Below are 19,249 nucleotides of genomic sequence, written 5' to 3'. Positions count from 1 at the left end.
CGGCCCGGGTGCGCCTCTTCCCACTCGACTGGGCGCATCCGGGCCGCGTGGGCCGTATGAAATGACCGCTGACGGACCATCGGGGGACGGTCAAGCGGTGGTCAAACCGGGCTCGCTCGATCACCCGATCGACATCTGGTTCAGAGCTTCGTCCAGGCCTCCGTCAGGACGGACCGCAGAATGCCCTCGATCTCGTCGAACGTGGACTGGTCGGAGATCAGCGGCGGGGCGAGCTGGACGACCGGGTCGCCGCGGTCGTCGGCCCGGCAGTACAGGCCGCTGTCGTACAGCGCCTTGGAGAGGAAGCCGTACAGGACGCGCTCGGTCTCCTCGTCGGTGAACGTCTCCTTGGTGACCTTGTCCTTCACCAGCTCGATGCCGTAGAAGAAGCCGTTGCCGCGGACGTCACCGACGATCGGCAGGTCGAGCAGCTTCCGCAGCGTGGTGAAGAAGGCGTTCTCGTTGTCGAGGACGTGCTGGTTGAGGCCCTCGCGTTCGAAGATGTCGAGGTTGGCGAGGCCGACCGCGGCGGAGACCGGGTGGCCGCCGAAGGTGTAGCCGTGCAGGAAGGTGTTGTCACCCTCGTAGAACGGCTCGGCGAGCCGGTCGGAGATGATGCAGGCACCGATCGGTGAGTAGCCCGAGGTCATGCCCTTGGCGCAGGTGATCATGTCCGGCACGTAGTCGAACTTGTCGCAGGCGAACATCGTGCCGAGCCTGCCGAAGGCGCAGATGACCTCGTCGGAGACGAGCAGCACGTCGTACTTGTCGCAGATCTCGCGGACGCGCTGGAAGTAGCCGGGCGGGGGCGGGAAACAGCCGCCCGCGTTCTGTACGGGCTCCAGGAAGACGGCCGCGACGGTGTCCGCGCCCTCGAAGAGGATCTCCTGCTCGATCTGGTCGGCGGCCCAGCGGCCGAAGGCCTCCGGGTCGTCACCGAAGAGCGGGGCGCGGTAGATGTTGGTGTTCGGCACCTTGTGCGCGCCGGGGACCAGCGGCTCGAAGGGGGCCTTGAGGGCCGGCAGGCCGGTGATGGACAGCGCGCCCTGCGGGGTGCCGTGGTAGGCGACCGCGCGCGAGATGACCTTGTACTTGGTCGGCTTGCCCGTGAGCTTGAAGTACTGCTTCGCCAGCTTCCAGGCGGTCTCGACGGCCTCGCCGCCGCCGGTGGTGAAGAAGACCTTGTTGAGGTCGCCCGGGGCGTAGCCGGCGAGGCGCTCGGCCAGCTCCACTGCCTTGGGGTGGGCGTAGGACCACACCGGGAAGAAGGCCAGCTCCTGCGCCTGCTTGTAGGCCGCCTCGGCGAGCTCGTGCCGGCCGTGGCCGGCGTTGACCACGAACAGGCCGGACAGCCCGTCGAGGTAGCGCTTGCCCTGATCGTCGAAGATGTAGGTGCCCTCGCCACGCACGATGGTGGGAACGCTTGCGTTCTCGTAGTCCGACATGCGGGTGAAGTGCATCCACAGGTGGTCGTACGCGGTCCGGCTCAGGTCCTTGCTCACGGCTATCGGGTTCCCCACATATAGGTCTGCTTCTTGAGCTTGAGGTAGACGAAGCTCTCGGTGGAGCGCACCCCGGGAATGGCCCGGATGCGGGTGCTGATCGTCTCCAGCAGGTGGTCGTCGTCCTCGCAGACGATCTCCACCATCAGGTCGAAGGAGCCCGCGGTCATCACCACGTACTCGCACTCGGTCATGGCCGACAGGGCTTCCGCGACGGGGTCGAGGTCTCCCTCGACCTTGATCCCGACCATCGCCTGACGTCTGAAGCCCACGGTGAGCGGGTCGGTGACGGCGACGATCTGCATCACGCCCTGGTCGAGCAGCTTCTGGACGCGCTGGCGCACGGCCGCCTCGGACAGGCCGACGGCCTTGCCGATCGCGGCGTACGGACGACGCCCGTCCTCCTGGAGCTGCTCGATGATTGCGAGGGACACGGCATCGACCGACGGGGACGACCCGTTCCCGGTCCTGGAGTCTGCGCTGCGGCTGGCCACGGAGTCACTGTGCACCGGGACTCGTCTGTCTTGCAACCCTCAATCGATGAAATTCGTTGTCGATGGGTCCAGATCTCACCGAATCCGAAGTTGGCGGCGGGTGGGTATGTCGAAAGCGTTACCCGAGCGACTACGCTGGACGTCTCACCCATTGGACTTGAGAGCAGGAGGGCCGGCTGTGACCACCGAGGTGCGCCGTCTGCGCAACTACATCAACGGAGAGTTCCGCGACGCTGCCGACGGGCGGACCATCGACGTGGTCAACCCGGTGACGGAAGAGGTCTACGCGACATCACCGCTCTCCGGCACGGCCGATGTCGATGCCGCCATGGACGCCGCCGCCGCTGCCTTCCCCGCCTGGCGCGACGTCACGCCCGCCGAGCGTCAGCGCGCCCTGCTGAAGATCGCGGACGCCTTCGAGGAGCGCGCCGAGGACCTCATCGCGGCCGAGTCCGAGAACACCGGCAAGCCGGTCGGGCTCACCCGTACCGAGGAACTCCCGCCGATGGTCGACCAGATCCGCTTCTTCGCGGGGGCGGCCCGGCTGCTGGAGGGCCGCTCGGCCGGCGAGTACATGGAGGGGCTGACCTCCATCATCCGCCGTGAGCCGGTCGGCGTCTGCGCGCAGGTCGCGCCGTGGAACTACCCGATGATGATGGCCGTCTGGAAGTTCGCCCCGGCGCTCGCCGCGGGCAACACCGTCGTCATCAAGCCGTCCGACACCACCCCGGCATCCACCGTGCTGATCGCCGAGATCATCGGCCAGATCCTGCCCAAGGGTGTCTTCAACGTCATCTGCGGTGACCGTGACACCGGCCGCGCGATGGTCGAGCACCCGACCCCGGCGATGGCTTCCATCACCGGTTCGGTACGGGCGGGCATGCAGGTCGCCGAGTCCGCGGCCAAGGACGTCAAGCGGGTCCACCTGGAGCTCGGCGGCAAGGCGCCGGTCGTGGTGTTCGAGGACACCGACATCGCCAAGGCCGTCGAGGACATCTCGGTCGCGGGCTACTTCAACGCCGGTCAGGACTGTACGGCCGCGACCCGCGTCCTGGTCCAGGAGTCCATCCACGACGAGTTCGTCACCGCGCTGGCCAAGGCCGCGGCCGACACCAGGACCGGACAGCCGGACGACGAGGACGTGCTCTACGGCCCGTTGAACAACGCCAACCAGCTGAAGCAGGTCACCGGCTTCATCGAGCGGCTCCCCGCCCACGCCAGGGTCGAGGCGGGCGGGCACCGGGTCGGTGAGAAGGGCTACTTCTACGCCCCGACCGTCGTCTCCGGCCTCAAGCAGGACGACGAGATCATCCAGCACGAGGTCTTCGGTCCGGTCATCACCGTCCAGTCGTTCACGGACGAGGCCCAGGCCCTGGAGTGGGCGAACGGCGTCGAGTACGCCCTGGCCTCCTCGGTGTGGACCAAGGACCACGCGCGCGCCATGCGGATGTCCAAGAACCTCGACTTCGGCTGCGTGTGGATCAACACCCACATCCCGCTCGTCGCCGAGATGCCGCACGGCGGATTCAAGAAGTCCGGCTACGGCAAGGACCTCTCCGCCTACGGCTTCGAGGACTACACCCGCATCAAGCACGTCATGACCTCCCTCGACGGCTGACCGTCGCGGCGGGACGTACGGCCGCGGCCCCGGGCTCCTGCCCGGGGCCGCAGCCGTGCCCACCGCCCTGCACCGACGGGGTGCGCGCGGGCCCTCCCGCCATCGACAGGGTGTGCGCGGGGGCCGGTCACCGCTGGACGGTTGGTCCATTGCCCGCCGCACCCGCCGACCGGCATCCTGCGCAGGTGCGAGCGATCCCGAAGAACCCCATGTCCCGCCGGTCCCTGCTCCGCGTCCTCGGTGCCGGGGCGGCCGGCGCCGCACTGGCCGGCTGCGGAGTGCCCGCCGCCTATGTGCGGCCCGGCGACCGCGCCGGGCACGACTCCTCCGCCGACGACCACACCCTGCACTTCGCCAACTGGCCGCTCTACATCGACACCGACGACAGGAACCAGTCGAAGCGGCCCACCCTGGACGCCTTCAGCAAGCGCACCGGGATCTCCGTCACGTACACCGAGGAGATCAACGACAACGACGAGTTCTTCGGGAAGATCAGCCCCGCGCTGATGAACCACCAGCAGACCGGCCGCGACCTGATCGTCATCAGCGACTGGATGGCCGCCCGTTTCGTCCGGCTCGGCTGGGTCCAGGAGATGGACCGGGCCAAGCAGCCCAACGTGGCGAAGTACCTCGACCCGCAGCTGCGCTCGCCCGCCTTCGACAAGGGCCGTACGCACAGCGTGCCCTGGCAGTCCGGGATCACCGGCATCGCGTACAACCGAAAGAAGCTCGGCCGGGAGATCCAGCACCTGAGCGACCTCTGGGCGAGCGACCTGCGTGGCAAGGTGACACTGCTCTCCGGCCTGGACGAGTCCTTCGCCCTGCTGATGCAGGGCAACGGCGTCGACATCACCCGCTGGAAGAGCGACGACTTCTACGACATCTGCGATCAGGTGGAGAAGCTGGTGAAGACGAAGCACATCCGCCGCTTCACCGGCAACGACTACATCAAGGACCTCTCCACCGGTGACGTCCTCGCCTGCCAGGCCTACTCCGGCGACGTCATCCAGCTCCAGGCGGACAACCCCGACATCGAGTTCGTGGTGCCCGAGGAGGGGGCCGAGCTCTGGGCGGAATCGCTCATGATCCCCAACCTCGCCCACCACAAGCGCAACGCGGAGCGGCTCGTCGACTACTACTACGAGCCCCAGGTCGCCGCCGAGCTGGCGACCTGGGTCAACTACGTCTGTCCGGTCCCGGCCGCCCGCGACGTACTGGCCTCGTCGAAGGACGAGGAGACCGCCCAGCTCGCCGAGGACCCGCTGATATTCCCCGACGACGCCATGCGCAAGCGCCTCGCTATCGCCCGCGACATCACGTCCGAGGAGCGCACGGGGTTCGCCAAGAAGTGGAACTCCATCGTCGGGCTTTGAGACCCTTCCCCGGCAGCCCATGACGAGGGCTTTCAGCGGGCACTGAAGAAAATCACCGGCACCACGCGGAACGCGCGTGGTGCCGGTTCGTTGTGGGGCGGCACGGCTCTTTTCGCCGGCCCGCCCCCACCGCGCCTACGCACCAGTTGGTTGTTTCACCCCACTGTCAAAAATTTTCAATATCTGAGCGACATCTTGTGCTCATGTGTTCGTGATGCTTGAGTGTCAGGCGCTTCCCCCTCCCCACCACCCCCACCAGGAAGCGCCACCACAGAGGAATCGGAGTGTCATGCGCACGTCATCCCCCACACGTAGTCCGTACGCCCTCGCCGTCGCGATCGCCCTTGTGGGCACGGTCGTGGGCGTCACCGGTCAGGCCTCCGCCCAGCAGGCCCCGGTGCCGAGAGCGGCGGCAACGGCAGGCGCCGCCCTTCCCTTCAGCTCCACCGAGGCGGAGTCCGCCTCCACCACCGGCCAGAAGATCGGCCCCGACTACACCCAGGGCACCCTCGCCTCCGAGGCATCGGGCCGGCAGGCGGTGCGCCTGGCCGGCGGCCAGAGCGTGGAGTTCACCCTCGACAAGGCGGCCAACGCGGTGAACGTCGCCTACAACGTGCCCGACGGGCAGAGCGGTTCACTCGCCGTCTACGTCAACGGGACCAAGCTCGACGAGTCCCTGGCCGTCACCTCCAAGTACAGCTACGTCGACACCTCCTGGATCGCCGGCGCCAAGACCCACCACCTCTTCGACAACGCACGCCTCCTCCTCGGCCGGGACCTGGCCGCGGGCGACAAGGTGAAGCTGGAGGCGGCCTCCACCGAGGTCACCGTCGACGTCGCCGACTTCGAACAGGTCGACGCGCCGGCCGCCGAGCCGTCGGGTGCGGTCTCCGTCGTCGACAAGGGCGCCGACCCCACCGGACAGCAGGACTCCACGCAGGCCTTCCGGGACGCGATCGCCGAGGCCAGGACCGCCGGTGGCACCGTGTGGATCCCGGCGGGCGACTTCAAGCTGGACTCCGAGCTCAGCGGCGTCGAGAACGTGACGATCCAGGGCGCGGGCAGCTGGCACTCGGTCGTGCACGCCTCGCGGTTCATCAACCAGACCGGCTCCGCCGGCAAGGTCACCATCAAGGACTTCGCGGTCATCGGCGAGGTCACCGAGCGGGTCGACAGCAACCCGGACAACTTCGTCAACGGATCCCTCGGCCCGGACTCCCGGGTCAGCGGCATGTGGCTGCAGCACCTCAAGGTCGGCCTCTGGCTGACCGGGAACAACGACAACCTGGTCGTCGAGAACAACCGGATCCTCGACACCACCGCGGACGGCCTGAACCTCAACGGCAACGCCCGGGGTGTCCAGGTGCGCGACAACTTCCTGCGCAACCAGGGCGACGACGCGCTCGCGATGTGGTCGCTGAACGCCGCCGACACCGACTCCGCGTTCACGAACAACACCATCTCCCAGCCCAACCTGGCGAACGGCATAGCCATCTACGGCGGCAGCGACATCACCGTCAAGGGCAACCTGATCAGCGACACCAACGCGCTCGGCAGCGGCATCGCCATCTCCAACCAGAAGTTCGCCGACCCGTTCTTCCCCCTCGCCGGCACCATCACGGTCGCCGGGAACACCCTCGTACGCACCGGGGCCGTCAACCCCAACTGGGGCCACCCGATGGGTGCGCTGCGCGTGGACGCGTACGACAGTGCCATCGAGGCGGACGTGAACATCACGGACACCACCATCAAGGACAGCCCCTACAGCGCCTACGAGTTCGTCTCGGGCGGCGGCACCGGCACGGCCGTCAAAAACGTCACCGTCGACGGATCGGCCGTCGACGGGGTCGGCACGGTCGTCGTCCAGGCCGAGACCCCCGGCGCAGTGACGGTCTCGAACGTCACCGCCACCGGGGTCGGTGCGGCAGGCGTCTACAACTGCCCCTTCCCCGAAGGCTCGGGCACCTTCACGCTCACCGACGGCGGCGGCAACTCCGGCTGGGACAGCACCTGGGACGACTGCTCGGCCTGGCCCGAACCGGACAGCGGGAACTGAGACGTGTCCGCACCATCCCCCCACATCGAGAGGAACGCTGTGACCAGGAGAGACCGGAGCCGGCGGAGCATCGCCGTCACGCTCGGCGCCGCACTGACGGCCGCCTGGCTGCTGCCGAGCGCCGCACACGCGGCGCCGGTGGCGCCCGAAGCGTCCGTCGCCGCGGCCGACCGGGGCGCCGCGACCCCGTACGCCGAGTACGAGGCGGAGGACGGTACCTACGACGGCACCCTGCTGGAGACGGACGCCACGCGCACCTTCGGGCACACCAACTTCGCCACCGAGTCCTCGGGGCGCAAGTCGGTACGCCTCGACACCACCGGCCAGTACGTGGAGTTCACCTCGACCGGTACCACCAACTCCGTCGTCGTCCGCAACTCCATACCCGACGCACCGGGCGGAGGCGGCCAGGACAAGACGCTGAGCCTCTACGCCGACGGCACGTTCGTGCAGAAGCTGGACCTGTCGTCCAAGCACAGCTGGCTGTACGGCAGCACGGACGAGCCGGAAGGCCTCACGAACACCCCCGGCGGTGACGCACGGCGGCTGTTCGACGAGTCGCACGCACTGCTCGACAAGACCTACCCCGCGGGGACCACCTTCCGGCTGCAGCGCGACGCCGGTGACGACGCCGCGTACTACGTCGTCGACCTGGTCGACCTGGAGCAGGTGGCGCCGCCCGCGAGCAAGCCCGACGAGTGCACATCGATCACCGAGTACGGCGCCGTCCCCGACGACGGGAAGGACGACACGGACGCGATCCAGGCCGCCGTCACCGCCGATCAGAACGGTGAGATCGACTGTGTGTGGATCCCGGCCGGGCAGTGGCGGCAGGAGCAGAAGATCCTCACCGACGACCCGCAGGACCGCGGGGAGTACAACCAGGTCGGTATCCGCGACGTCACGATCCGGGGCGCCGGCATGTGGCACTCGCAGCTGTACTCCCTCACCCCGCCGCAGGACGCGGGCGGCATCAACCACCCGCACGAGGGCAACTTCGGCTTCGACATCGACGACAACACCAAGATCTCGGACATCGCGATCTTCGGCTCCGGCACCATCCGGGGCGGCGACGGCAACGCCGAGGGCGGCGTCGGACTCAACGGCCGGTTCGGCAAGAACACCAAGATCAGCAACGTGTGGATCGAGCATGCCAACGTCGGCACCTGGGTCGGCCGCGACTACAGCAACATCCCGGAGCTCTGGGGCCCCGGAGACGGGCTCGAATTCAGCGGGATGCGCATCCGCAACACCTACGCGGACGGCATCAACTTCACCAACGGCACCCGCAACTCCTCCGTCACCGACTCGTCCTTCCGCAACACCGGGGACGACGCCCTGGCGGTGTGGGCGAGCAAGTACGTCAAGGACCCCGCGGTGGACGTCGGCCACGACAACGTCTTCGGCAACAACACGATCCAGCTGCCGTGGCGGGCCAACGGCATCGCCGTGTACGGCGGCTACGGCAACAAGATCGAGAACAACCTCGTGTACGACACCATGAACTACCCCGGCATCATGCTGGCCACCGATCACGACCCGGTGCCCTTCTCCGGGGAGACGCTGATCGCGAACAACGGCCTCCACCGCACCGGCGGAGCGTTCTGGAACGAGGACCAGGAGTTCGGCGCGATCACCCTGTTCGCGCAGGGCTCCGACATCCCCGGCGTCACCATCCGTGACACCGACATCCAGGACTCGACGTACGACGGCATCCAGTTCAAGACCGGCGGGGGCGAGATCCCCGACGCCACGATCAGCAACGTGACGATCTCCGGATCCCCCAACGGCTCCGGCATCCTCGCCATGGGCGGCGCACGGGGCAGCGCGACCCTCACCGACGTGACGATCAGCGGATCGCGCGACGGAGACGTCCTGGTCGAACCCGGATCGCAGTTCGTGATCAACACGGACGCGGCACAGGCCCCCGCCGAGGTGCGGGGGAGTGGGCAGGGCCGGTAACGGCACGCCGTTTCGCCGGGCCGCCCGGATCCGTGCGCCGGATCCGGGCGGTCGCCGCGTCGTGGCCGGGTCAGCGCTTCCGGGCCACCGCGCCGAACTGGGCCACCTCGACGGAGCGTGTGCCGGACGCGGGGCGCCAGCGCGCGCAGGAGACGATGCCCGGTTCGACGAGATCGAGACCGGTGAGGAACGCGGCGAACTCGAAACGGCTGCGGGCGGTGATCGGGGGCGTGGCGTTCTCGTTCCAGAACCGCATCGCCGCCTCGTTGCCCTCGCCGCCCAGCTCCAGCGTGGGGTGGGTGAGGACCAGATAGCTGCCCGACGGCACCGCGGCCATCAGCTCCCGCACGATGCGCAGCGCCTCCTCCGTGTCCAGGACGAAGTTGAGGATGCCGAGGAGCATGACCGCGACCGGCCGCTCCAGGTCGAACGTCGGCCGGGCCGCCCGCAGGATCTCCTCCGGATGACGGGCGTCCGCGTCGATGTACTCGGTCGCGCCCTCCGGGGAACTGGTGAGCAGGGAACGGGCGTGCGCCAGAACGATCGGGTCGTTGTCGACGTACACGACGCGGGCGTCGGGTGCGGTGTGCTGGGCGACCTCATGCGTGTTGTCCGCGGTCGGCAGCCCGGTGCCGATGTCCAGGAACTGGCCGATGCCCGCGTCACCGGCCAGATACCGGACCGCCCGGCCGAGGAACGCCCGGTCGGCCCGGGCCACTTCACCGATGCCGGGATACATGCCGGTGACCCGGTCGCCCACGGCCCGGTCCACCGGGAAGTGGTCCTTGCCGCCGAGCCAGTAGTTCCAGACCCGGGCGTTGTGGGCGACGTCGGAACGGACGCGGGCGGGAACGGAGTTGCTGCGGGGGACGGACACGTCTGCTCCTCCGGCGCCGGGCCCGGCATCGGGACGATGGGTGCGTCCATGATGCCGGACCGATCAAGAGGCGGCGTGCCCGGCGGAGTTGACGATCAGGGTGTGCAGTACATCGACCCGGTTGGTGGTGATGGAGTCCACGCCCTGCCGGATCAGCCGGCGCATGGTGCGCCCGGTGTCCGCCGTCCAGGCCGAGACCAGCAGCCCGTCCCGGTGGTTGCGGTCCGTCAGCTCCCGGCTCACCAGCCCGAACCGGTAGTTCAGCCAGCGCGGCCGTACCGCCTCCAGCAGGGCCGCCCGCGGCGGTGCGAGTGTCGTCCAGGTCATCGCGATCTCGGCGGACGGATCGGCGGCCCGTACCCGCAGCATGGTCCCGGGGCCCGCGCAGTAGTAGGCGCGCTCACCTGCCCCGGACTCACGGACCACCCCGACGGTCCTGCGTACCGAGTCCTCGGTGGAGCCGGGCAGATCGACCATCACACGGTGCGCCCCGACGGCGAGCAGCGCCTCGCGCAGGGTGGGCACACCGCCCGACGTCAGCTCGGTCAGCTCCTGATGGGTCAGCCGGTCCAGCCGCAGGTCATGACCCCACAGCCGCTCCAGAGTGGCGTCGTGCAGCAGGACCGGCACACCGTCCCGGGTGACGCGGACGTCGATCTCGACCGCGTCCGCCCCCCGTTCGAGGGCGGAGCGGATCGAGGGGAGGGTGTTCTCGCGGACACGGTACGGATCGCCGCGATGGGCGACGGCGGTGACGGTGGTGGCCATGGAGCCATTGTCACCGCCGCGGCTCACCGGCCGGTGTCCGCCAGCCAGCTCGTCGTGTACGTGTCGATCTCGGCGGCCAGCGTGCGCTTGCCGGCCGGGTCGAGGAAGGACGCCTCGACGGCGTTCTTCGCGAGCGCGGCGAGCCCCCGCTCGTCGAGGCCGAGGAGGCGGGCCGCCACCGCGTACTCGTTGTTGAGGTCGGTACCGAACATGGGCGGATCGTCGCTGTTGATGGTCACCAGCACACCTGCCTGCACCATCTCCCGGACCGGGTGCTCCTCGATGTCCGCCACCGCGCGCGTCGCGATGTTCGACGTGGGGCAGACCTCCAGGGCGATCCGGTGCTCGGCGAGGTGCTCCAGCAGCTTCGGGTCACCGACGGAGCTGGTGCCGTGGCCGATCCGCTCCGCGCGCAGATGTGTCAGGGCGTCCCAGACCGTGCCGGGTCCTGTGGTCTCGCCGGCGTGCGGCACCGAGTGGAGGCCCGCGGCGATGGCCCGGTCGAAGTACGGCTTGAACTGCGGGCGCTCCACACCGATCTCCGGGCCGCCGAGACCGAAGGAGACCAGCCCTTCCGGCCGCAGGTCCACTGCGAGCCTGGTGGTCTCCTCGGCGGCCTCGAGTCCGGCCTCGCCGGGGATGTCGAAGCACCAGCGCAGCACCACCCCGAGTTCGGCCTCGGCCGCCTTGCGGGCGTCCTCTATGGCCTCCATGAAGGCCTGCTCCGGAATGCCGCGCCGGGTCGAGGAGAAGGGGGTGACGGTCAGTTCCGCGTAACGGATGTTCTGCCGCGCCATGTCCCGGGCGACCTCGAAGGTCAGCAGCCGGACGTCCTCCGGGGTGCGGATCAGGTCCACGACCGAGAGGTAGACGTCGATGAAGTGACCGAAGTCGGTGAAGGAGAAGTAGTCGGCCAGTGCCTCGGCGGCGGTGGGGACCTTTGAGTCGGGGTGGTGCGAGGCCAGCTCGGCGACGATGCGGGGCGAGGCCGAACCGACGTGGTGGACGTGGAGCTCGGCCTTGGGCAGCCCCGCGATGAAGGGGTGCAGATCGGTCATCGGATTCTCCGGGCAGAGGATGCGGGGCCCGGAAGGGTGTGGGAACCGGGCAGGGGACGGAAGTCATCGTAGGACGGGGGCTGCCCGTAGCATGACGGGCATCACGATGGGGGAGGCCCATGTCAGACAACACAGAGCGGCCCGTGGACGGGGCCGCGTCGCGCGATCCGTGGGCTCCACCGGACAGCCGGGTGCCGCTGGACAAGAAGGACGCCGGTGAAACCGGCCCGTCGACCGTGCACGACCAGCAGACCGTCACCTCGATGCCGGCCTCCGGGACCGATCCCGTCCAGGACGCGGCCGGTCAGCCGGGTGCCGGTACGGGGCCCGTACCCACGGTGGGCTTCGGCGCCGGACCGGAGGCCGGGCAGCCGTCCGGCCCCGGCGGCTGGTACGGCCCGGGGACCGTGCCGCCACCGCCGGTCGGCCCGCACGGCCCGGGTCAGCAGGGCCCCCCGCCGCACCCCGGTCAGTACGCCGGTCAGTACGGCTACCCCGCGCCGGCGGCCCCTCAGCCCGGCGGCCAGTACGGCTACCCGGCGGCGCCCGGCCCCCAGTACGGCGAATACCCCGGCTACCCGGGCTACCCCGGCTACGGGCAGAACGCCTGGGGCCCCCAGCCCGCGAACGGACTGGGCGTCGCCGCCCTGGTGCTCGGCATCATCGCGGTGGCCGGCTTCTGCGCGTACGGCCTCGGCGTCATCCTCGGCGTCCTCGCGCTGATCTTCGGCCTGATAGGCAGGGGCCGGGTCAACCGCGGCGAGGCCGACAACGGCGGGATGGCCCTCGCCGGCATCATCCTCGGTTCGATCGGCATCGTCTTCAGCGGCGCGTTCCTCGGCCTGGTCATCTGGGCCTGGAACAACGACGACTTCGACGAGCACGGCGATACCGGCTACGAGCCGACGTCGGCCGCCCTGGTCATCGATGCCCCGGTCGTCGACGTGATCCGGTAGGACCGGCTCCGGAGCCTCCCCCACGGGGGTGCAGTCCGGGCGCCGCCCGTGGGGCGGTGGGGGATCACTCCCGCCGCGCCACGGGCCGTTTCATATCGCTCCCGCACGGGTCCGCAGCCCGGCCCGTGCGTCCATCAGCGCGAACCCGAGCAGATTCAGTCCCCGCCAGGCCGCCGGGTCCTGCGCCCGCGGATCGTCCGCCGCCAGTCCGATGCCCCAGACGCGGTCCATCGGGCTCGCCTCGACCAGCACCCGCTCGCCGGTGCCCAGCAGGTACTCCCGCAGCGCCGCGTCCTGGCCGAACTTGTGAAGGCTTCCCGTCACCACGAGCCCGTACCGCTCGCGCTCCCAGACGGCCTCGTCGAAACCGCGGACCAGCCGGCCCGTCTTCTTCGCCTCAGCCGGGCTCTTCGCCGCCACCGCACGGGCCTGCGCCTCGGCGTCACCGAACAGCCGCGCCTTGCCGGCCATCATCCAGTGCTCCGCCGACGCGTACGTCACCCCGTCGACCGTGAACGGCGACGGCCACCACTGACTCAGGCAGCTCGCCCCGACCGTCCCGTCGGGCCGCGGCCGGTGGCCCCAGAACCTCAGGTATTTCACCGGCTCGCCCCGGCCGGTCCGCGCCACGAGGTCGTCCATGTGTTCCATGACACGGGAGTCTGGCATCCGCCACTGACACTACGTACGGGGAATTCCGTACCGACGCGACACATGGTCGACAGATTCCGTTGCGTAACCAAAAGGCAACAACGGAATCACTTGTTGGGTGCGGTCCCCTCTGTCAGGATCGGCACTCAAATCGAGCAGAAGCTACGCCGCCCCGGTCCTCGGGGGACAGCGGCGGAGGAGAGCGTGATGGGCAACAGCTTCCAGGTACAGGACCGTTTCGCCGACGGCGCGCAGTACATCGGCGGAAGACTGCGGCCCGGCACGTCGGGGCGCAGCCACGACGTGGTGAATCCGGCCACCGGCGAGACCGTCCACACCTACGAGCTCGCGGGCACCGCCGATGTGGACGCGGCCGTCGCCGCAGCCCGTGCCGCGTTCCCCGGCTGGTCGGGGGCCACCCCGGCCGAGCGGTCCGATGCGATGCACCGCTTCGCCGCAGTACTCGCCGGGCAGGCCGACGACTTCGCGTACGCGGAGTCCCTCCAGTGCGGCAAGCCGGTCAAGCTCTCGACCGGGTTCGACGTCCCGGGCACGGTCGACAACGCCGCCTTCTTCGCCGGTGCCGCCCGCCATCTGGAGGGGAAGTCCGCCGGTGAGTACTCCGGCGACCACACCTCGTACGTACGGCGTGAGGCGATCGGCGTCATCGGCTCCATCGCCCCCTGGAACTACCCGCTCCAGATGGCCGCCTGGAAGGTCCTCCCGGCCGTCGCCGCGGGCAACACCATCGTGCTGAAGCCGGCCGAGATCACCCCGCTGACCTCGCTGATGTTCGCGCAGGCGGCCACCGAGGCCGGCATCCCGGACGGTGTCATCAACATCGTCAGCGGCGCCGGCAGGGACGCCGGAGAACACCTCGTGGGCCACCCCGACGTCGTGATGACCTCCTTCACGGGCTCCACCGCCGTCGGCAGGCGGGTCGCGGAGATCGCCACCTCCACCGTCAAACGCCTCCACCTCGAACTCGGCGGCAAGGCCCCCTTCGTGGTCTTCGACGACGCCGACCTGGAGGCCGCGGTCAACGGAGCGGTCGCCGGATCCCTCATCAACACCGGCCAGGACTGCACGGCAGCCACCCGGGCCTACGTCCAGCGCCCGCTGTACGACGCCTTCGTGCGGGGCGTCGCCGAGCTGATGGAGACCGTCCGGCTGGGCGACCCGTTCGACCCGGCCACCGATCTCGGCCCGCTGATCAGCCACGCCCAGCGCGACCGGGTCGCCGGGTTCGTCGAGCGCGCCCGCGCCTACGCCACCGTCGTCACCGGCGGCGAGGCCCCCGGCGGCCCGCTGGCCGGCGGCGCCTACTACCGGCCGACGCTGATCACCGACGCGGCCCAGGACAGCGAGATCGTCCAGTCCGAGATCTTCGGCCCGGTCCTGGTCGTGCTGCCCTTCGACACCGACGACGAAGGCATCGCGCTGGCCAACGACACCCCCTACGGTCTCGCCGCGTCCGCCTGGAGCCGCGACCTGTACCGGGCGGGCCGCGCCACCCGCGAGATCAAGGCGGGCTGCGTCTGGATCAACGACCACATCCCGATCCTCAGCGAGATGCCGCACGGCGGATACAAGGCCAGCGGCTTCGGCAAGGACATGTCCGTGTACTCCTTCGAGGAGTACACGCAGGTCAAGCACGTGATGTACGACAACACCGCGGTCGCCCGGAAGGACTGGCACCGCACGATCTTCGGGGACCGATAGCCGCACACCCACCCGAAAGGGCAATGCGCATGGAGCAGTACGAGCACGGGCGTCTCTCCGCGGCACAGCTGGCCGCGATGCGTCGCACTCTGACCAGCGGCAGGGGCGCCCTCACCCGCCGATCGCTGCTGCGCGCCTCCGGTACCGGCGCGCTCACCCTCGGCGGACTGGGCGCGCTGAGCGCGTGCGGAATCCCTCCCGCGAAACGGGAGGAGGACGCCGCCGCGGCCTCGGACGACCACTCGGCCAAGGAGAAGCAGGTCAACTTCTCCAACTGGACCGAGTACATGGACGTCACCGACGACGGCAAGCACCGCCCCACCCTGGAGCAGTTCACCGCACGCACCGGGATCAAGGTCAAGTACACCGAGGACATCAACGACAACGTCGAGTTCTTCGGCAAGATCAAGCCGCAGCTCGCGGCAGGCCAGGACACCGGCCGCGACATCATCTGCGTCACCGACTGGCTGGCCGCCCGTATCGTCCGCCTCGGCTGGGCACAGAAGCTGGACCCCTCGAACCTGCCGCACGCCTACGCCAACCTCTCGGCCCAGTTCCGCTCCCCGGACTGGGACCCCGGCCGCGCCTACTCCTACCCCTGGGCCGGCATCCCCACCGTCATCGCCTACAACTCCAAGGCGACCGGCGGCCGCAGGATCGACTCCGTCAGCCAGCTGCTCGACGACCCGAAGCTCAAGGGCCGGGTCAGCTTCCTCTCGGAGATGCGCGACTCCATCGGCATGACCCTGCTCGACATGGGCAAGGACCCCGCCACCTTCACCGACGCCGACTACGACGCCGCGATCGGCCGGCTCCAGAAGGGTGTCGACAGGAACCAGATCCGCCGCTTCACCGGCAACGACTACACCGCGGATCTCGACAAGGGCGATATCGCCGCCTGCGTCGCCTGGGCCGGCGACATCATCCAGCTCCAGGCCGGCAACCCGGACATCAAGTACGCGATCCCCGCCGCGGGCTACGTCATATCCAGCGACAACATGCTGGTCCCGGTGAAGGCACGGCACAAGACCAACGCCGAGAAGCTCATGGACCACTACTACCGGCCCCCGGTCGCCGCCGAACTCGCCGCGTACATCAACTTCGTCTGCCCGGTCGACGGCGTCCGTGACGAGCTCGCCAGGATCGACCGGTCGATGGCCGACAACCCGCTGATCCTCCCGGACAAGAAGATGGCGGCCGCCTCGCACGCCTTCCGTTCCCTGTCCGCCGAGGAAGAGACGGCGTACGAGGAGAAGTTCGCCAAGCTCATCGGCGCCTGACCGCCACGCTCTGCCTCCCCCGATCTCCCTCTGACACCACCGGGACCGCGATCCATGACACAGCAGCAGACAGGCGGCGACGTCCGCCTCACCGGGATCAGCAAGACGTACGGCTCCTTCGCCGCCGTCCGACCGCTCGATCTGACCGTCCCGCAAGGCTCCTTCTTCGCGCTGCTCGGCGCGTCCGGCTGCGGCAAGACCACCACCCTGCGGATGATCGCGGGCCTGGAGGAGGCCACCACCGGCACCATCTCGCTCGGCGGCCGGGACATCACCGACCTCCCGCCCTACAAGCGGCCCGTCAACACCGTCTTCCAGAGCTACGCGCTCTTCCCGCACCTCGACATCACGGAGAACGTCGCCTTCGGACTGCGCAGGCGCGGCATCAAGTCGGTCAAGAAGCAGGTCGACGACATGCTGGAGCTGGTCCAGCTCGGCGACTTCGCCCGGCGCAAACCGCACCAGCTCTCCGGCGGCCAGCAACAGCGCGTCGCCGTCGCCCGCGCGCTGATCAACCACCCCCAGGTACTGCTCCTCGACGAGCCGCTAGGCGCCCTCGACCTCAAGCTGCGCCGCCAGATGCAGCTCGAACTCAAGCGCATCCAGACCGAGGTCGGCATCACCTTCGTCCATGTCACCCACGACCAGGAGGAGGCCATGACCATGGCCGACACCGTCGCGGTGATGAACGCGGGCCGGGTCGAGCAGCTCGGCGACCCCGCCGACCTCTACGAGAACCCGCGGACGACGTTCGTCGCCAACTTCCTCGGCACCTCGAACCTCATCGAGGGCGAGGTCGTCTCCACCGGCGCCGACATCGTCGTATCGGCCAGTGGTGGGAAGCTGCGGCTGCCCGCCGGCCGATGTCCCGCGCCGACCGCGAAGGGCGGCAAGCTGCTCCTCGGCATCCGCCCCGAGAAGATCTCCCTCGCGCACCGCGACGACGCGGACGCGATAGCGGAGGGCCGCAACCGGGTCACCGGACGGATCGTCGACTCCAGCTTCATCGGCGTCTCCACGCAGTACGTGGTGGAGAGCCCGGCCGGTAAGTCGCTCCAGGTCTACGAGCAGAACATCGAGCGTGACGCCAGGCTCACCCCGGGGGCCGAGGTCGTCCTGCACTGGAACCCGGCGCACACCTTCGGACTCGACGCCGACCAGGACATCGCCGCCGGTGTGGAGACGGTGGAGGACGCGGCGTGACCGTCACCCAGGAGGCGCCGTCCGCTCCCCTCGAGGAGCCGCAGGCGCGCAAGCCCTCCACCCGCAAGCGCCTCGTCCCCTACTGGCTGCTGCTGCCCGGCATCCTGTGGCTCGTGGTCTTCTTCGCGCTGCCGCTGATCTACCAGGCGTCGACCTCCGTCCAGACCGGGTCCCTGGAGAAGGGCTTCGAGGTCACCTGGCACTTCCGGACGTACTGGGACGCGCTGGCCGACTACTACCCGCAGTTCGTCCGGTCCCTGCTGTACGCGGGCACCGCGACCATCCTGTGTCTGCTGCTCGGCTACCCGCTCGCCTACCTCATCGCCTTCAAGGCAGGGCGCTGGCGCAACCTGGTGCTGGTGCTCGTCATCGCACCCTTCTTCACCAGCTTCCTGATCCGCACCCTGGCCTGGAAGACGATCCTCGCGGACGGCGGCGCCGTCGTGGACGTGCTGAACACCCTGCACGTCCTGGACGTCACCAGCTGGCTCGGCTGGACCGAGTCCAACCGGGTGCTGGCCACACCGATGGCGGTGGTCTGCGGACTCACGTACAACTTCCTGCCGTTCATGATCCTTCCGCTCTACACCTCGCTCGAGCGGATCGACGGCCGGCTACACGAGGCGGCCAGGGACCTCTACGCGACACCCGCCACCACCTTCCGCAAGGTGACGTTCCCGCTCTCCATGCCGGGCGTCGTCTCCGGGACCCTGCTGACCTTCATCCCGGCCAGCGGCGACTACGTCAACGCGGAACTGCTGGGCTCCACCGACACCAAGATGGTCGGCAGCGTGATCCAGACCCAGTTCCTGCGCGTCCTCGACTACCCGACGGCGGCCGCGCTCTCCTTCATCCTGATGGCGGTCGTCCTGATCGCGGTCACTCTCTACATCCGCCGCTCCGGGACGGAGGACCTGGTCTGATGCCCCTGCTGCGCCGGCTGCGACGCCATCTGGTCGTCATCGCGGGTCTGCTGACCCTCGCCTACATGATCCTGCCGAACATCGTCGTCATGGTGTTCTCCTTCAACAAGCCGAACGGGCGGTTCAACTACTCCTGGCAGCGCTTCTCGACGGACGCCTGGAAGGACCCCTGCGGGGTCGCCGACATGTGCGGCTCCCTCTCGCTCTCCCTCCAGATCGCCGTCTGGGCCACGGTCGGCGCGACCGTGCTCGGCACGATGATCGCGTTCGCCCTGGTCCGCTACCGCTTCCGGGCGCGCGGCGCGATCAACTCGCTGATCTTCCTGCCGATGGCGATGCCCGAGGTCGTCATGGCCGCGTCCCTGCTCACGCTGTTCCTCAACATGGGCGCGCAGCTGGGCTTCTGGACGATCCTCATCGCCCACATCATGTTCTGCCTCAGCTTCGTCGTGACGGCCGTCAAGGCCCGGGTCATGTCGATGGACCCCCGGCTGGAGGAAGCGGCCCGCGATCTGTACGCCGGGCCCGTGCAGACCTTCGTACGGGTGACCCTGCCGATCGCGGCCCCCGGAATCGCCGCGGGAGCGCTGCTCGCGTTCGCGCTCTCCTTCGACGACTTCATCATCACCAATTTCAACGCGGGCTCGACCGTCACCTTCCCCATGTTCGTCTGGGGATCGGCACAGCGCGGCACACCCGTGCAGATCAACGTCATCGGTACGGCGATGTTCATCATCGCGGTACTGGTGGTTCTCGCCGGCCAGCTGATCGCGAACCGGCGGAAGAACGGCGCACGACCCTGAAAG

Annotated in this window: 16 protein-coding genes; 10 read left to right on the top strand and 6 right to left on the bottom strand. The window is 69.0% G+C overall.

All coding sequences use genetic code 11. From position 1 onward, the window contains the following. Positions 1–140: 140 nt before the first annotated feature. Positions 141–1,520, bottom strand: coding sequence for an aspartate aminotransferase family protein (locus tag ACFVJX_RS14845; RefSeq protein WP_384131472.1), 1,380 nt, complete (start codon positions 1,518–1,520; stop codon positions 141–143). Continuing rightward, positions 1,505–2,011: an Lrp/AsnC family transcriptional regulator gene (locus ACFVJX_RS14840; RefSeq protein WP_384131475.1), complete on the bottom strand. Its 507-nt coding sequence runs from the start codon at positions 2,009–2,011 to the stop codon at positions 1,505–1,507. Before ACFVJX_RS14840 ends, ACFVJX_RS14845 begins: the two co-directional genes overlap by 16 nt. A gap of 163 nt (positions 2,012–2,174) precedes the next feature. Here ACFVJX_RS14840 and ACFVJX_RS14835 point away from each other — a divergent pair, with 163 nt between their 5' ends. The 4 genes from ACFVJX_RS14835 (at position 2,175) to ACFVJX_RS14820 (ending at position 9,005) form a co-directional block, all read left to right on the top strand. Next, positions 2,175–3,614, top strand: coding sequence for a gamma-aminobutyraldehyde dehydrogenase (locus ACFVJX_RS14835; RefSeq protein ID WP_384131478.1), 1,440 nt, complete (start codon positions 2,175–2,177; stop codon positions 3,612–3,614). 209 nt (positions 3,615–3,823) lie between these two features. After that, positions 3,824–4,987 (top strand): spermidine/putrescine ABC transporter substrate-binding protein, encoded by a 1,164-nt coding sequence (locus ACFVJX_RS14830; protein WP_384131548.1) that lies wholly within the window; start codon positions 3,824–3,826, stop codon positions 4,985–4,987. Between the two features lie 289 nt (positions 4,988–5,276). After that, positions 5,277–7,043, top strand: a complete 1,767-nt coding sequence (locus ACFVJX_RS14825; protein WP_384131481.1) for a glycosyl hydrolase family 28-related protein — start codon at positions 5,277–5,279, stop codon at positions 7,041–7,043. A gap of 39 nt (positions 7,044–7,082) precedes the next feature. Further along, complete coding sequence (locus ACFVJX_RS14820; RefSeq protein WP_384131484.1) at positions 7,083–9,005, top strand: glycosyl hydrolase family 28-related protein; 1,923 nt, start codon at positions 7,083–7,085, stop codon at positions 9,003–9,005. Positions 9,006–9,075: 70 nt separating this feature from the next. On the opposite strand, the gene ACFVJX_RS14815 is transcribed toward ACFVJX_RS14820, so the two are convergent. From ACFVJX_RS14815 to ACFVJX_RS14805, 3 genes are all read right to left on the bottom strand, one after another. Continuing rightward, complete coding sequence (locus ACFVJX_RS14815; protein ID WP_384131487.1) at positions 9,076–9,882, bottom strand: SAM-dependent methyltransferase; 807 nt, start codon at positions 9,880–9,882, stop codon at positions 9,076–9,078. A 63-nt stretch (positions 9,883–9,945) separates the two neighbouring features. After that, a complete protein-coding gene (locus ACFVJX_RS14810; RefSeq protein WP_384131490.1) occupies positions 9,946–10,650 on the bottom strand; it encodes a glycerophosphodiester phosphodiesterase in 705 nt (234 codons plus the stop codon). Between the two features lie 23 nt (positions 10,651–10,673). Beyond that, complete coding sequence (locus ACFVJX_RS14805) at positions 10,674–11,708, bottom strand: adenosine deaminase (protein WP_384131493.1); 1,035 nt, start codon at positions 11,706–11,708, stop codon at positions 10,674–10,676. A gap of 119 nt (positions 11,709–11,827) precedes the next feature. On the opposite strand from ACFVJX_RS14805, the gene ACFVJX_RS14800 reads away from it, so the two are divergent. Further along, a complete protein-coding gene (locus ACFVJX_RS14800) occupies positions 11,828–12,664 on the top strand; it encodes a DUF4190 domain-containing protein (RefSeq protein ID WP_384131495.1) in 837 nt (278 codons plus the stop codon). 90 nt (positions 12,665–12,754) lie between these two features. Here the strand turns inward: ACFVJX_RS14800 and ACFVJX_RS14795 are convergent, their stop codons facing one another. Beyond that, the gene (locus ACFVJX_RS14795; protein WP_384131551.1) at positions 12,755–13,306 is read right to left on the bottom strand and encodes an NADAR family protein; all 552 of its coding nucleotides are present in this window, start codon (positions 13,304–13,306) and stop codon (positions 12,755–12,757) included. Between the two features lie 216 nt (positions 13,307–13,522). On the opposite strand from ACFVJX_RS14795, the gene ACFVJX_RS14790 reads away from it, so the two are divergent. Genes ACFVJX_RS14790 through ACFVJX_RS14770 form a run of 5 tightly spaced genes read left to right on the top strand, consistent with a single transcriptional unit; the run spans position 13,523 to position 19,246 of the window. Then, the gene (locus tag ACFVJX_RS14790) at positions 13,523–15,037 is read left to right on the top strand and encodes a gamma-aminobutyraldehyde dehydrogenase (protein ID WP_384131497.1); all 1,515 of its coding nucleotides are present in this window, start codon (positions 13,523–13,525) and stop codon (positions 15,035–15,037) included. Positions 15,038–15,066: 29 nt separating this feature from the next. Next, complete coding sequence (locus ACFVJX_RS14785) at positions 15,067–16,317, top strand: spermidine/putrescine ABC transporter substrate-binding protein (protein WP_384131499.1); 1,251 nt, start codon at positions 15,067–15,069, stop codon at positions 16,315–16,317. A 54-nt stretch (positions 16,318–16,371) separates the two neighbouring features. Further along, positions 16,372–17,520: an ABC transporter ATP-binding protein gene (locus ACFVJX_RS14780; protein ID WP_384131501.1), complete on the top strand. Its 1,149-nt coding sequence runs from the start codon at positions 16,372–16,374 to the stop codon at positions 17,518–17,520. Then, positions 17,517–18,443 (top strand): ABC transporter permease, encoded by a 927-nt coding sequence (locus tag ACFVJX_RS14775; RefSeq protein ID WP_384131504.1) that lies wholly within the window; start codon positions 17,517–17,519, stop codon positions 18,441–18,443. The genes ACFVJX_RS14780 and ACFVJX_RS14775 overlap by 4 nt, the downstream gene beginning before the upstream one ends. Continuing rightward, positions 18,443–19,246, top strand: a complete 804-nt coding sequence (locus ACFVJX_RS14770; RefSeq protein WP_384131507.1) for an ABC transporter permease — start codon at positions 18,443–18,445, stop codon at positions 19,244–19,246. The genes ACFVJX_RS14775 and ACFVJX_RS14770 overlap by 1 nt, the downstream gene beginning before the upstream one ends. Positions 19,247–19,249 lie beyond the last annotated feature (3 nt).

Source organism: Streptomyces sp. NPDC127177 (assembly GCF_042672475.1).
GTDB lineage: Bacteria > Actinomycetota > Actinomycetes > Streptomycetales > Streptomycetaceae > Streptomyces.
The sequence above is the reverse complement of the archived record's forward strand: the minus strand, read 5'-3'. Positions and strand labels throughout refer to the sequence as shown.

What these genes read in the sequence shown, in the direction of transcription:
- ACFVJX_RS14830 (WP_384131548.1), top strand. Translation starts at nt 3,824, where the DNA reads ATGTCCCGCCGGTCCCTGCTCCGCGTCCTCGGTGCCGGGGCGGCCGGC.
- ACFVJX_RS14825 (WP_384131481.1), top strand. Translation starts at nt 5,277, where the DNA reads ATGCGCACGTCATCCCCCACACGTAGTCCGTACGCCCTCGCCGTCGCG.
- ACFVJX_RS14810 (WP_384131490.1), bottom strand. Translation starts at nt 10,650, where the DNA reads ATGGCCACCACCGTCACCGCCGTCGCCCATCGCGGCGATCCGTACCGT.
- ACFVJX_RS14805 (WP_384131493.1), bottom strand. Translation starts at nt 11,708, where the DNA reads ATGACCGATCTGCACCCCTTCATCGCGGGGCTGCCCAAGGCCGAGCTC.
- ACFVJX_RS14800 (WP_384131495.1), top strand. Translation starts at nt 11,828, where the DNA reads ATGTCAGACAACACAGAGCGGCCCGTGGACGGGGCCGCGTCGCGCGAT.
- ACFVJX_RS14795 (WP_384131551.1), bottom strand. Translation starts at nt 13,306, where the DNA reads ATGGACGACCTCGTGGCGCGGACCGGCCGGGGCGAGCCGGTGAAATAC.
- ACFVJX_RS14790 (WP_384131497.1), top strand. Translation starts at nt 13,523, where the DNA reads ATGGGCAACAGCTTCCAGGTACAGGACCGTTTCGCCGACGGCGCGCAG.
- ACFVJX_RS14785 (WP_384131499.1), top strand. Translation starts at nt 15,067, where the DNA reads ATGGAGCAGTACGAGCACGGGCGTCTCTCCGCGGCACAGCTGGCCGCG.
- ACFVJX_RS14780 (WP_384131501.1), top strand. Translation starts at nt 16,372, where the DNA reads ATGACACAGCAGCAGACAGGCGGCGACGTCCGCCTCACCGGGATCAGC.
- ACFVJX_RS14770 (WP_384131507.1), top strand. Translation starts at nt 18,443, where the DNA reads ATGCCCCTGCTGCGCCGGCTGCGACGCCATCTGGTCGTCATCGCGGGT.